This is a genomic window from Schaalia canis (genome assembly GCF_003858455.1).
Classification (GTDB): domain Bacteria; phylum Actinomycetota; class Actinomycetes; order Actinomycetales; family Actinomycetaceae; genus Pauljensenia; species Pauljensenia canis.
In genome coordinates, this window is sequence record NZ_RQZF01000010.1 from 39,602 (window position 1) to 53,586 (window position 13,985).

A 13,985-nucleotide genomic window follows, 5' to 3' on the forward strand; every position below is an offset into this window, starting at 1 on the left:
TGTCCCTGTCGCCTGTCCTACTCACCCACTAGGCTTGGACCTATGACAGTGCTCAAAGATCGTGCGCTTGGTTGTCTGTATGGTCTGGCCCTGGGGGATGCTCTGGGAATGCCGACGCAATCCCTCTCTCCTGACCTCATTGTTCACACCTATGGCCCGGTTGTCGGCCTACTGGCAGGCGCGGATATTCAACCCTACGCGCCGGGCCTGCCCGCCGGGACTGTCACTGATGACACCGAGCAGGCTTTGATTGTCGCAGACCTGTTGATCGGGGGCGGCGGACATATTGCTCCCGAGGCTTTGGCCCATTCCCTGCTGGCGTGGGAGCAACAGATGTGCGAGCGGGGCTCCCATGATTTGCTTGGCCCCTCAACGAAGGCGGCTTTGGAGCAGGTGCGCGCTGGCGCTGACCCGCGCACGACGGGCACCTCGGGCACAACCAACGGTGCCGCTATGCGGGTGGCTCCCGTTGGTATTGCCTGGGATACCGGAGATACGGACGCCCTCCTTGATGCGGTCTATGAATCGTGTCTGGTCACGCACAATACGCGTCAAGGTTTTGAGGGGGCGGCAGTTGTTGCCCTTGCGGTGAGCGCGCTTCTTGACGGCCAGACCTTACCTGACGCCCTTTATTGGGCCGTTGACGAGGTTGAAGCCGCCCAGTCGATTAATCCTCGCGGCGAGTGGGCCGAGGGCGCCTCGGTATTGACGCGTGCGCGTTGGGCTTTGAGTTTGGTGATGGCGGCGCGTAGTTCCTCCATGCAGGAGGTGCAGGCCATTATGAGTGCCTTGCGTGACTTGATTGGGACGTCGGTGGCGACGGCTGAAGCAGTGCCCTGTGCTCTGGCGTTGGCGTCTTTTTACGCGGATCGCCCGTTGGATGGCCTGCTTGCGGCTGCGAATCTTGGTGGGGATACGGATACGATTGGCGCGATTGCTGGGGCTCTTCTGGGGGCGGCGAATGGGTATGTGCTTCTCCCGCCAGACTTATTGGACGAGGTCACCGCTGTCAATGACCTGGATATTGAAGGCATTGTTGACGCTTTGTTGGCGGTGCGTGAAGCCCAGGGGCTCCCCTCAGCCTTGAGGGCGGGGGAGGACGGGTGGAAAGCTCCTGAACTACACGATGATGGTGACGACGTCATCACCGATGATGAGGACACCGGCGATCACGATAAAGTCGTTGGCAGCAGCGTTGACGTTGTTGACGGTGTGCTCGGCCGCGTCCACTACACGGGCCAGGTCATTGTTGACCTGACGATGACGGTCGATCATCTGCCGGAAAAGGGTGGCGATATTTTTGCTTCCTCTCATCAGATGTGTGTCGGCGGTGGCTTTAATGTCATTTACGCTGCGCGCCAAATGGGCGCGAAGGTGATTCATCATGGGGCGCTCGGTGAAGGTCCAATGGCTGATGCTGCGCGCGCTGCCCTCAACGCTGAGGGGGTGACTCATCATGGCCCGACCATTCCTGGTGTTGACACCGGTTATTGCGTGGCATTGACCGAGCCTGATGCGGAACGGAGCTTTGTGTCGACGGTGGGAGCCGAGGCTGAGGTGCCCGAGGGGGCATGGGATGCTCTTTCTTTTCATGAGGGTGACGTGCTCCATCTGTGCGGCTATTCCCTCTATCACCCGCGCACGCGCGCCGAGGTTGAACGTCTCGTGCGCCGTCTTCAGACGGCGGCGACCATGCCGCGTGCTGTCCTGTTTGACGTCGGTCCCATGATTGGCGAGGCTCCCGCTGACACGCTCGCGCTTATCGGCGGTATTCGGCCGCTGTGGTCGATTAACGAGCGTGAAGCGTACATTTTGGCCCGTCGATTGCTGGTAGAAGGCTGGCGGACCGATGGTGATGAAGCTGCGCTGACGGAGTTGGCAGCGTTATTGGGCGAGGATAAAGCGCCCGCCGCAGGCGGTGCTCAGGTCAACCTTTCGGTGATGGCTGAGGCGTTGAGTCGGGCGTTGGGCGCGCCCGTATTAGTGCGCGCCGGTCAGCAGGGGGCCTGGTGGGCCCATGAAGGAGAGGTTGTGGCGATTCCGACGCCTTCTGTGACGCCCGTGGATTCTAACGGTGCAGGCGATGCCCATGCGGGTGCCCTGTGTGCAGCATTGGCGGCGGGGGAGAGTTGGCAGAGGGCGTTACTTGTGGCTAATTGCGCTGGGGCGCTGTCGACACAGTTTCATGGACCGGCAACCTGTCCTTCGCGGGCTGAGGTTGAAAGCTGTGCTGCGGAGTTGATGAGGGATTAACTCAGAGAAGAAAACGGGCACGGGTGTTTGCGCTCGTCAGTGGACAATGTAAAAGAAGGCTGTGGTTCGCGTTACATAATTATGCGCGAGATTAAAGCATCTCTGAAATCCAAATGGCTTTTGATCTGCGATGTTACCCTTTCGTGACACATTGTAACCAGACCGTGATGCACGCATCGTGAAACAAAAAGACGCATATTTTTACGATCTGCATAGACTTCATCAGGTATCTGGCGAATATGCCCAGACGTTTTAGTCCCCAGCATTCAGAAGGAGTTCCACATGAGCTTCAAGAAGTCTTGGCTGGCAGTTCCTGCAGTTCTGGCCCTCACGCTCACCGCGTGCTCGGGCGGCGCAGGCTCTGCTGATCAGTCCGGCGCATCTGCCGCACCCGCAGGCGACGTCGTTGCCGGCGATCCCATCCGCACCAATGGCTCCGAGCCCCAGCACCCGCTGCTGCCGGGTCTGACCACCGAAACCGGTGGCGGCAAGGTTCTCGACGCCACCGGCGCTGGCCTCGTCTACTACGACGCAAAGGGCGAAACCCACAACGAACTCGCCGAGTCCATCGAGTCTTCCGATAACATCACCTGGACCATCAAGGTCAAGGAAGGCAAGAAGTTCTCCGACGGCTCCGACATCAAGGCAAAGAACTTCGTTGACGCCTGGGTGCTGGTTGGCGCTGAAAACCAGGACAACGCCTTCTTCTTCGAGCCCGTTAAGGGCTACGACGACAAGGGTGAAAAGCACGACCTCGCTCAGGGCATCAAGCTCGTTGACGACTACACCTTCACCGTTGAGCTGAAGCAGGCCGAGGCTGACTTCCCCGCACGTCTGGGCTACTCCGTCTTCCAGCCCCTGGCTGACGCCGCCCTGGCTGACATGGACGCTCAGGGTGAAAACCCCATCGCCTCCGGCCCCTACATGCTGGCTGAGAACGGCTGGGAGCACAACGTTCAGATCAAGCTTGTTCCCAACCCCCACTACGACGGCGACCGCGTTGCAAAGAACGCCGGCCTGAACATCGTCATCTACAACGACATGGATGCCGCCTACAACGACCTCCAGGGTGGCAACCTTGACGTCCTCGACGCCATCCCCACCTCCGCATTCGACACCTTCCAGAGCGAATTCGAAGGCCGCTCCGTCATTCAGGGCGCAGCAGTGTTCCAGTCCTTCGCCATTCCTCAGAAGGGCCACTTCGCAGGTGAAGAAGGCAAGCTTCGCCGTCAGGCCATCTCCATGGCCATCAACCGCGATGAGCTCGTGAAGGCCCTCTTCAACGACACCCGTAAGCCCGCCAAGGACTTCACCTCCCCCGTCGTCGCAGGCTACAACGACGCCATCCCCGGCAACGAGGTCCTCACCTTCAACCCCGAAAAGGCCAAGGAACTGTGGGCACAGGCTGACGCCATGACCCCCTTCTCCGGCAAGTTCGAAATCGCCTACAACGGCGATGGTGGCCACAAGGACTGGGTTGACGCTGTTACCAACATGCTGCGTAACAACCTCGGTATCGAGGCTGAGGGCAAGTCCTTCCCCGACTTCAAGTCCTTCCGCAACGAGATCACTGAGCGTCGTATCGAGACCGCATTCCGTACCGGCTGGCAGGGTGACTACCCCTCGAAGTTCAACTTCCTCGGCCCGCTCTACGGCACCACCGGTTCCTCCAACGACACCGGTTACTCCAACCCCAAGTTCGATGAGCTTCTGACCAAGGCTGCAGGTTCGGCTTCCCTCGACGAAGCCAACAAGATCCTCGACGAGGCTCAGCAGATCCTCTTCCAGGACATGCCGGTTATCCCCACCTGGTACGGTGGCGCATCGGCAGCATGGAGCGATTCCGTTGACAATGTTGAGATCAACTGGAAGTCCGTTCCTGAGTACCACAACATCACTCGTAAGTGAGTGAGCGCAGCCAAGGGCTGCACACCGGCTGACGCCGAAACCTGAACGGTATGGCGGGCGGGGTTATCCCGCCCGCCATACCGCGCACTTGAGATGAGTCCCTGTGTTTGGGGACTCATTAACTCGCAATTTACTGGTCGTTTGCATAAAATCGCTTCTGGACTGCCTTCTTATGGCGATTCAGACCATGAGTGGATACCCATCCACACACGACATGAGGATCATGTCCTACCGAATTGTTTGGCCCCATCAGCCACAACATTCTGCTCATGAGAACCGTGGGTTCTTCAGGCGCATGTAGGACGTCATCCAGTAAGGAACTCACCCATGCTCCGATACATCGGACGGCGGCTCCTGCAGACCATCCCGGTCTTCTTTGGGGCAACCTTCCTGATTTTCGCCTTGGTGTACTTAATGCCCGGTGACCCCGTGGCAGCACTGGGCGGTGACCGTGGCCTTGACCCGGCAGTTCAGGAACGTATTCGCGCCGAATTTAATCTTGATAAGCCCCTGTACATGCAGTACCTGCTGTACCTCAAGGGCGTCCTCACCCTTAACTTCGGTAAGACCTTCTCTGGTCGCGAAGTTATCGACGTGATGGCTCAGGCCTTCCCCGTCACTATCAAGCTCGCCGTGATGGCCCTCATTTTCGAGGCTATCGGCGGTATCGTCCTCGGTGTTATTGCGGGTATGCGACGCGGCGGCAAGTTTGACGCCACCGTCCTGGTGATGTCCCTCATCATCATCTCCGTTCCCTCCTTCGTTACCGGCTTCGTCCTTCAGTACGTTCTGGGTGTCAAGCTCGCCCTCTTCCCGGTCACTGTTGGCGGCAATACAAGCGTCTACGCGCTGATCATGCCAGCCTTCGTACTCGGCTCACTTTCCCTGGCATACGTGCTGCGTCTGACCCGTCAGTCTGTCTCTGAAACCAAGAGCGCTGACTTCGTCCGCACCGCACGCGCTAAGGGTCTGACCAACCGTCAGGTGCGCAACCGTCACATCCTTCGCAACTCGATGATCCCGGTGGCAACCTTCCTGGGTGCCGACCTTGGCGCGCTCATGGGTGGCGCAATCATTACCGAAGGTATCTTCAACATCCCCGGTGTTGGCGGCACTTTGTGGCAGGGCATCACCAAGGGTGAGCCCGCAACCGTCGTCTCCATCACCACCGTTCTGGTGATCGTGTACATCATTGCGAACCTCATCGTTGACCTTCTGTACGCCGTACTTGACCCGAGGATCCGCTATGAGTGATTTCATCCCTTCAGCAAATATCACCCGCACTCGCGCGGGTCAGGCACACTATGTTTCCGATGTTGATGAAACAGGTCTGGGCGCAGTAGACGCCGTCAAGGATGAATCCGCCCCCTCATCAATGTGGGGCGAAGCCTGGAAGCAACTCCGTCGCCGCCCCATGTTCTGGGTCTCGGCCACAATCATCGTGTTGGTCGTCCTCATTGCTGCCTTCCCGCAGCTCTTCGCCAGCCAGGATCCCCGTGTCTGCGACCTCTCTCTCAAGCACGCAGGTCCCACTGAAGGCCACATCCTCGGATTTGATCGTCAGGGCTGTGACATCTACTCGCGCATTATCTACGGCGCACGCGCTTCCGTCCTCGTTGGTGTTGTCACCACGATCGCTGTGACGTTCATTGGGTCACTGCTGGGTGCCCTCGCAGGTTTCTTGGGCGGCTGGCTTGACGCTATTCTTTCGCGTCTGATCGATATCTTCTTCGCCATCCCCTTCCTGCTCGCAGCCATCGTGTTCATGCAGCTCACCGCTGAACGTTCCGTCTGGACCGTTATTCTGGTGCTCACCGTTTTCGGTTGGACTTCGATTGCGCGTATTGCGCGCGGCACCGTCATGTCGGTCAAGAACGAAGAATTCGTCACCGCAGCCCGCGCTACCGGCGCATCCCGCTGGCGTATTCTCATGTCCCACATCGTCCCCAACTCGATGGCGCCGATCATCGTGTACGCAACCGTTGCCCTCGGTGGCTTCATCGTTGCCGAAGCATCCTTGTCCTTCCTGGGTATCGGTCTGCCCTCGCACATCGTGTCCTGGGGTAATGACATTTCTGCTGCGAAAGCCTCGCTCCGCACCGACCCGCAGGTTCTCTTCTACCCTGCAATCGCACTGGGCACGACGGTTCTATCCTTCATCATGATGGGCGACGTTGTGCGTGAGGCTCTTGATCCGAAGGCGCGTAAGAAGTGAGCGAAGAAATGAACACTGAAGTACACGCAGACGACCAGAACCCCCTGCTGCGCATTACCGACCTGGAAGTCACCTTCACGACCTCCACCGGTACCGTTCCCGCTGTTCGTGGAGCCAACCTGACCATCTACCCCGGTCAAACTGTTGCCATCGTGGGTGAGTCAGGATCCGGTAAGTCCACCACCGCAGCCGCCGTTATCGGACTCCTGCCCGGTACCGGTAAGGTCACTGGCGGCACCATTGAGTTTGATGGCCGTGACATTACCAACCTCAGTGACGATGAATGGGTTGCGCTTCGCGGCTCCGGCATTGGTCTGGTTCCTCAGGACCCCATGACCAACCTCAACCCCGTGTTGCGTATCGGGCGTCAGGTGCAAGAAGCACTTGAAGCCAATAAAGCTCACGTTATTGAGGCTGCTGCTCAGCGCCCCGGTAAGTCAAACGCCATTCAGGGCGACAAGATCGACATGCCCGCGCGTGTCAACGAACTCCTTGAAGAAGCGGGCCTGCCCGAGGCCGGTCGCCGCGCGAAGCAGTACCCCCACGAGTTCTCTGGCGGTATGCGTCAGCGTTCCTTGATCGCGATGGGTATGGCTGCTCGTCCGAAGCTCCTGATCGCTGACGAGCCGACCTCGGCCCTTGACGTGACCGTTCAGCGTCGCATCCTCGATCACCTGGCTCAGCTCACCCAGGACCTCGGCACAGCAGTCTTGTTCATCACCCACGACCTGGGCCTTGCTGCTGAACGCGCTGAACAGCTTGTCGTCATGCACCGTGGTCGCATCGTGGAGTCCGGCCCGGCACTGGAAATCCTCCAGCGCCCGCAGCACCCCTACACCAAGCGTCTGGTGTCGGCAGCGCCCTCGTTGGCTTCAGCTCGTATCGAGTCCGCCCACGCGCGCGGTATTGAGGTGACCGAGGAAGAACTCACGGGCTCGGGTGCAGGTGCGACCTCCACAGAGGAGATCATCCGCGTCGAAAACCTCACCAAGATCTTCGATATTCGCGGTCAAAAGGGTGAGGCAGCCAAACTGAAGGCTGTTGACGACGTCTCCTTCACCCTGCGTAAGGGGACGACCCTGGCAGTGGTGGGTGAGTCCGGCTCGGGTAAGTCGACCGTCGCAAACATGATCCTTAACCTGCTTGATCCGACTTCAGGCAAGGTGTACTTCAAGGGCCGCGACTGCTCGACGCTCAACGATCGTGAACTTTTCGAGCTGCGCCGTCACTTGCAGGTCGTGTTCCAGAACCCCTATGGGTCGCTTGATCCGATGTACTCCATCTTCCGTGTCATCGAAGAACCCCTGCGCGTTCACGGTATTGGCACGAAGAAGGAACGCGTTGCTCGCGTATCGGAGCTGCTTGACCTGGTGGCACTGCCGCGTTCGGTGATGCGCCGTTACCCCAATGAGCTTTCCGGTGGTCAGCGTCAGCGTGTTGCTGTGGCCCGCGCTCTTGCCCTCAACCCCGAGGTTGTTGTGCTGGACGAGGCCGTGTCCGCGCTGGATGTGCTCGTGCAGAATCAGATTCTGTACTTGCTCAATGACCTGCAGGCTCAGCTTGGTCTGTCCTACCTGTTCATCACCCACGACCTGGCCGTTGTCCGTCAGATCGCTGATGACGTGGTTGTGATGGAGCATGGCAAGCTTGTTGAGCAGGGCACCTCTGATGAGCTCTTCGCAAACCCTGTTCAGGATTACACGCGAGAGCTGATCGAGGCAGTTCCTGGCCGATCTATTCAGCTCAATCTCTGACTGAACGCTTGCTCCCAAAGCGCATGGCATGCGGGAGCGAGGGGCTACTTGAGAAACATGTGAAGAGGGGCCGCACGCTGAGGCGTGCGGCCCCTCCACACATTTTTGCCGCTGTGCCCTCGATCCACCCCTGTGGGGTTTTGGTGGCGTATCGGGCGTTCGGTCTAATTCGGAAGAGCCGTAATAGGAAGGGCGCCTGGCTGGCTGGGCGGGTACAGGCGCGTCGTCGACTCACGGACGATAAGTTCCCCCTTGAAAGTCGTGCGCGTGTAGGTGTTAGTTTGCTTCTTGAGAAGGATTTGGACAGCCGTTCGCGCAATCTGCATGAGCGGTTGACGAATGGTGGTCAGACTAGGCGTTGAGAGGGCGGCAAACTGAATATCATCAAAGCCAGTGACCAAGAGGTCGTCGGGTACGCGGATGCCACGCTTGCGTAACTCAGCAATGACCCCCAGGGCCAAAAGATCATTGAGGCACACGATGGCGTCAGGTAGTGGCCCTTGGGAGCGCAGCGCACGTGCGGCCTCAATGCCCCCTTCAATGGACTGGCATCCTTCGAAAATGCGGTTTTCTTGGAGGTCCATGCCGAGTTTGCTTGCTGCATGTAAAGCCTCGTGAACGCGGGCAATGGAGGACAGGTTGGCGCCGGTATTCGTGACCAGTGCGAGGGTCTTGACCCCTTGGGTATGGAGGTGATCCATAATCATCGTGATGCTCGCGCGATCATCTACCCCAATACTAGGGATGCCAATATTTGGGCAGGGGCGATCGAGTTGAACAATCGGCAGAGATAAAGAAGCGTGCTCAATCGCAGGAGCACTGGAAATCTCATGACAGGGCACGATGATGAGGCCGTCAACAGAGCCCGAGGAGAAAGCACGGATGTGTTGATCTTCCACGGTGTGTGAGTCGCGCGAGTTGGAAAGATGGAGGGCCATTTGCTCATCAGCAAGACAGCTTTCCACGTGCGCGACGAGTTCCATAAAGAATGGATTCATGATCGAGGGGACAACCATTCCGATGGATGCCGTCGATGACATTCGCAGAGAACGAGCGATGGGATTCGCGCGATAACCCATGCGCTGCGCAACAAGGCGTACACGTTCTCGTGTTTCAGGGCTGATCAAATGGGAATCAAATCCAAGTGCGCGTGACGCTGTTGAAGCAGAAACACCTGCTTCTTCGGCGACATCGGCCAAACGCACGCGCTTGCGAGTCATCAATTTCTCCCGGATTGTCCAAAAGTGAAGGGGAGGTGAAAGTTGTGGCCGCTCTGAAATGTGTGGGCCGGTGAACAGCACTTTCCCTTAAGGGGAGAGTCTAATCATTTTCCTCTCGGGAATGATGGAAATCGAAGGAGTGTGACAAGATCTTTATCAAAAGTAGGGGCGCGAAATTGTATAGCAATAAAACTGTGCCCGCGAAAGAAAATATCTTTCGCGGGCACAGGATGTGAAGGTTCGCAGGAACGCTAAAAACTAATCCAACTGGTCGAATTTACGAATCCAAGCAGTGCGAATCGGATTAGCATCAGCCACCAGCATATTGAAACGCTCGTCAGCAATATCCAGCACTTCACCCAGGGCCACCCGAGCCTCGCGCGCAGACGAAGAATCAACGCGTCGCCACGCCTGGTAGACAAGCTGCTCATGGCCGGTCAGATTCGTGACACACATGACCAGGGGGCGTCCAAACTTCTGCCGGTAAGCCTGGCCCACAGCCTCCAGAGCTTCACGTTCCTCGGCTGACATATCACCGGCAGCAAGGGAAGCAATGTCAAGGTTGGCTTGCGGATCCTCACTGCCATGCGTCACGAGCTCAACAATATCCACGTAATTGCCAATCAGGCTCTCTTGCAGGCTGGGGGATGCAGCAAGGACTGCCTCGTGGAAGGCTTGACGCAGATCCGTAGTGGAGGCAAAGGGGCGGTGCAGCCAGGCGTTTTCCACCGGCCAGGTATCTCCGGCAAACATGCCACCGAAGGTCGTGACAAAATCCTCGCGGGACATGGCGTTGATCTGCTCAAGATCAACAGGCTTACCGTCCAAGACGGCCACATCCTCGCCCTTTTGGCGGCCAATGTGGAAAAAGACGATATTCAGGATGATGGCAATGGTGGCACCCATAGTCACACCCGAACCAAAGAACACCTGTGCCCAGGAAGGAACCATTGAACCCAGTTCGGGGCGCAGAGTCACCAAGAGGGCCAAGCCAATAGAGGTTGACACAATGGCGGCGTTGCGATTGTCGTGAAGATCGACCTTGCTCAGCGTTTGAATACCGACAACAGCAACAGAAGCAAACATTGCCAATGAAGCACCACCAAGCACGGGGCCGGGGATTGATGCGACAATAGCACCAGCCTTGGGTAGGAGGCCCAGGACAATCATGATGGCGCCCGCCATCGTGATGACCCACCGTGATTTCACGCCAGAGAGGCGCACGAGGCCAACGTTCTGGGCGAAGCAGGTGTAGGGGAAGGAGTTAAGCACGCCGCCAAGAGCAGTGGAGAGACCATCGGCACGCAGAGCGTTGGCGATGTGCTGAGGTGTAATGCGGCGGCCCACGATCTCTCCTGTTGCAAAGACATCGCCGGTTGTTTCCACAGCAGTAATCGCCATGACAATGACCATCGACAAAATTGCGGTGGCAGAAAAAGCCGGCCAACCAAAGAAGAATGGCGTGGTCAGGCCGAAAGCTGCGGCCTCGCCCACGCCAGCGAAGGAAGCATCACCGAGCATCCAGGCAACGAAGGTGCCGATAATCAGACCCACCAGAACGGAGATCGTTGCCATGAAGCCCTTAAAGATGCGTTGTATGAGCACAATAAGAGCCAGTGTGCCCAAGGCGTAAGTCAGACCCTTAAGGGTGCCAGCGGCGGCGGCCTCGGCATTCGCAGCGTCACTGCCCCAACGGACGATATCCATGGCAGAGACGGCCAGCAGAGTGGTTCCCATGATGGTCAGCAGAGTGCCGGTGACAACGGGAGGGAAGAAACGCAGAAGCTTGGCGAAGTAGGGGGCCGCAAAGAAGGTCAACAGCCCGGCGACAATGATCGCACCATACATGGTGGCAAGACCTTCAACACCTCCACCCGCAGAAAGGCCAATGGCGATCAGTGGAGAGACAGCGGTGAAGGTCACGCCTTGGAGCAGTGGTAGGCGCACGCCGATCTTCGAACCCAGGCCAGCCGATTGGATGATAGAGGCGATACCGCAAGTGAAGAGGTCAGCGTTAATAAGGTGGATCGTGGTTTCAGCATCAAGACCAAGGCCAGAGGCAATGACAAGAGGAACAACGACGGCGCCCGCGTAGAACGCAAGGACGTGTTGGATGCCAAGGACGGTGAGCTTGGCAACGGGAGGAACGGCGTCAACAGGGTCTTGAACCGTGGGGGAGGAGGGGGTGGGGTGAGTGCTTTGGCCGGTAGCGAAAGCCATACGTCTCTCCAAAGTGAAAGAAGGGATGGATGCCCCTCTATCTTCCTCTTTTGGGGTGGCGAGGAATAGTCCTGCCCACCCTGTAAAACGCCGCTGTTCGCCAGATGGTATGTCACAGTTTGGTTACGTTTCCCCAAAGAACAAAATGTGGGCCATCTCCTACATATGATGAAAAGCGAGCCGCATTACTGCAACGGACCGTTCGTTATCAATGGAGCTGACGGGCACAGTCCGGCCCGGCCCTGTACGCACCATACAGGGCCGGGGCTCCCCCAAACATGAGGCCACAACGCAGGGAGCGCCTCGCCTCGTTTGTCATCCCCGCTGTTTCCAGCCAATTTCGGCCGCTCCACAGGGTGAAGAACGCTCCCCGTGCGATACTGTCACAAGGTACTTTCGCGCGCAGTCACCGCTGACTTACGCGGCAAACCCAGACGAGACGCCCCGACGATAGGGAACCACCATGGATCATGCACACAACCTCGGCACCCCCGTTGCTCCACAGCAAATCGACCACCCGTGGCTAGCCGCTCCCGAACGCTACGAGGCCGCAGGCGCCCACTACCGGCGCTGTGGGCGCTCTGGCCTTGACCTGCCAGTCCTCAGCCTGGGCCTGTGGCAGCACTTCGGCGGCGATACCCCCATGAACCGTCAACGCGACATCCTGCGCACCGCCTTCGATCTAGGGATCACGCAATTCGACCTCGCCAACAACTACGGCGTGCCCTACGGCTCAGCAGAAACAAATTTCGGCGTGCACTTCGCCCACGACTTCCGCCCCTACCGTGACGAACTCGTCATCACCACCAAAGCAGGCTACGACATGTGGCCGGGCCCCTACGGGCAAGGCGGCGGCGGACGCAAATATGTCCTCAACTCCCTTGACCAGTCGCTCACCCGCATGGGCCTCGACTATGTCGACATCTTCTATAGCCACCGTTTCGACCCCACCACGCCAGTAGAAGAAACCATCCTGGCCCTTGATCAGGCCGTGCGATCAGGTAAGGCCCTCTATGCGGGAATTTCCTCCTATGACGTTGAACAAACCCGCGAGGCTGTGCGTATCGCCCGAGAGATCCGCCTGCCCCTGGTTGTCCATCAGCCGATCTACAACATGCTCAACCGCGGCATTGAAAACGGGCTGACGGATGTGTGCGAGGAACTTGGCCTTGGCCTTGCGGTGTTCTCGCCACTGGCCCAAGGGCTTCTGACCAACAAGTACCTTGGTGAGGAACGTATTCCTGAAGGATCGCGTATGCGACAGCAGCGTTTCCTCACTCCCGATGTGCTCACTGATGATCGCCTCGCCCACTTGCGGGCGCTGGCTGCTCTTGCCGCCGAACGAGGCCAGTCTCTCGCGCAAATGGCCCTGGCGTGGCTCCTGCGGGATCCACGTATCACGACCGTCCTGGTGGGAGCATCCTCTGTGGCACAAATTCGTGACTCGGTCGGGGCAATCGGAACCTGGAACTTCAGCGACGAGGAACTTGCCATTATTGACGAACACACGAAGGCAGCAAGCCTCGTGTAGGTGCCTTTGCCCCTCTCACCCGGGTGGGAGTCTTAGGGCTGCGTATCCGGGGTGTTTGAGAGGGTGTGCGGGTGAGCCTCGATTCGCGTCGAAATGGCGCCGACCGGCGCAAGTGTGACCCATCGCCCACTCAACGGATTTGTGTCTGAGGCTGAACGTGCTTTAGAGTATTTCTCAGCCAAACGGCACTGCGCTCGTAGCTCAATGGATAGAGCATCTGACTACGGATCAGAAGGTTGGGGGTTCGAGTCCCTTCGAGCGCGCAGCGGCCCCCGTCGGTGTGATCCACTGGCGGGGGTTCAGCGTATCTGTTGCCATCTCTCGACGATACCCGCCCGTGCGGCGATCGTCGAATCATGCCAACGCTCCGCCCAGCAGGCGCAAGGAAGATCATGCGAACAACGGCCGTTCGTCAATCTCAAAGGAGGCCCCGATGGATCTATGGGCAAAGCTCTTAGGATTTGAACCTCCTGAAGTGACCGTCCTTGAGGGCGAATACTGGATTGATGTGCCTGTCTCACCCAAGTTAGATCGCGCCCTGTCAAAGCGCGCAGCAAAAGAAGGGTGGGATCTGACTGATCCGGTGGATTTCCACGCCTTGCTTTTGGCCCGAAAGGCAAGCCTTTCTTCGGTCACTGAGGATGCCCTGGATGTTGACGTCTGTGGCGTGACGGCGCTTCACATCTGTGGTGCGGATGCCGCAGCAACTCTGGCGCGAATGCGGGCGGGAAAATCCGCTGTGGTGGCCAGCCGTGCGCGCGCACATCAAACAGATGCCGGAAGCTGGCAGGTGGAAGTCAGTATCCTCTGACTCTGTCAGGAGTCCCCTGAAAGGGGGGCTGATTTGTACGTCTTGGCGCTACATGTACGTGGTATGCCATGTA

At 58.3% G+C, this 13,985-nt stretch carries 9 protein-coding genes and 1 tRNA gene; 8 read left to right on the forward strand and 2 right to left on the reverse strand.

Features of this window, described 5'->3' with window-relative positions:
- Positions 1–42: 42 nt before the first annotated feature.
- The 5 genes from EII11_RS08705 to EII11_RS08725 all read left to right on the forward strand — a co-directional run bounded on the left by EII11_RS08705 (position 43) and on the right by EII11_RS08725 (position 8,130).
- Positions 43–2,253 carry a PfkB family carbohydrate kinase gene (locus tag EII11_RS08705; RefSeq protein WP_124871638.1) on the forward strand — a complete coding sequence of 737 codons (2,211 nt, stop codon included), beginning with the start codon at positions 43–45 and terminating at the stop codon, positions 2,251–2,253.
- Positions 2,254–2,535: 282 nt separating this feature from the next.
- Positions 2,536–4,161 (forward strand): peptide ABC transporter substrate-binding protein, encoded by a 1,626-nt coding sequence (locus EII11_RS08710; protein ID WP_124871641.1) that lies wholly within the window; start codon positions 2,536–2,538, stop codon positions 4,159–4,161.
- A gap of 327 nt (positions 4,162–4,488) precedes the next feature.
- Positions 4,489–5,415 (forward strand): ABC transporter permease, encoded by a 927-nt coding sequence (locus EII11_RS08715; RefSeq protein ID WP_124871644.1) that lies wholly within the window; start codon positions 4,489–4,491, stop codon positions 5,413–5,415.
- A complete protein-coding gene (locus tag EII11_RS08720) occupies positions 5,408–6,376 on the forward strand; it encodes an ABC transporter permease (RefSeq protein ID WP_124871648.1) in 969 nt (322 codons plus the stop codon). Before EII11_RS08715 ends, EII11_RS08720 begins: the two co-directional genes overlap by 8 nt.
- An 8-nt stretch (positions 6,377–6,384) precedes the next feature.
- Positions 6,385–8,130 carry a dipeptide ABC transporter ATP-binding protein gene (locus EII11_RS08725; protein WP_124871651.1) on the forward strand — a complete coding sequence of 582 codons (1,746 nt, stop codon included), beginning with the start codon at positions 6,385–6,387 and terminating at the stop codon, positions 8,128–8,130.
- A gap of 164 nt (positions 8,131–8,294) precedes the next feature.
- Here EII11_RS08725 and EII11_RS08730 read toward each other — a convergent pair whose 3' ends face one another.
- Both EII11_RS08730 and EII11_RS08735 read right to left on the reverse strand, forming a co-directional pair.
- Positions 8,295–9,350 carry a LacI family DNA-binding transcriptional regulator gene (locus EII11_RS08730; RefSeq protein WP_124871654.1) on the reverse strand — a complete coding sequence of 352 codons (1,056 nt, stop codon included), beginning with the start codon at positions 9,348–9,350 and terminating at the stop codon, positions 8,295–8,297.
- A gap of 258 nt (positions 9,351–9,608) precedes the next feature.
- Entirely contained in the window at positions 9,609–11,570 is a 1,962-nt protein-coding gene (locus EII11_RS08735) for a solute carrier family 23 protein (RefSeq protein WP_124871658.1), read from the reverse strand.
- 463 nt (positions 11,571–12,033) lie between these two features.
- On the opposite strand from EII11_RS08735, the gene EII11_RS08740 reads away from it, so the two are divergent.
- From EII11_RS08740 to EII11_RS08750, 3 genes are all read left to right on the forward strand, one after another.
- Positions 12,034–13,101 carry an aldo/keto reductase gene (locus tag EII11_RS08740; RefSeq protein ID WP_124871661.1) on the forward strand — a complete coding sequence of 356 codons (1,068 nt, stop codon included), beginning with the start codon at positions 12,034–12,036 and terminating at the stop codon, positions 13,099–13,101.
- 190 nt (positions 13,102–13,291) lie between these two features.
- Positions 13,292–13,364 (forward strand) — tRNA-Arg (locus EII11_RS08745).
- Between the two features lie 170 nt (positions 13,365–13,534).
- Positions 13,535–13,912 (forward strand): hypothetical protein, encoded by a 378-nt coding sequence (locus EII11_RS08750; protein ID WP_124871664.1) that lies wholly within the window; start codon positions 13,535–13,537, stop codon positions 13,910–13,912.
- The last annotated feature ends 73 nt before the right edge of the window (positions 13,913–13,985 follow it).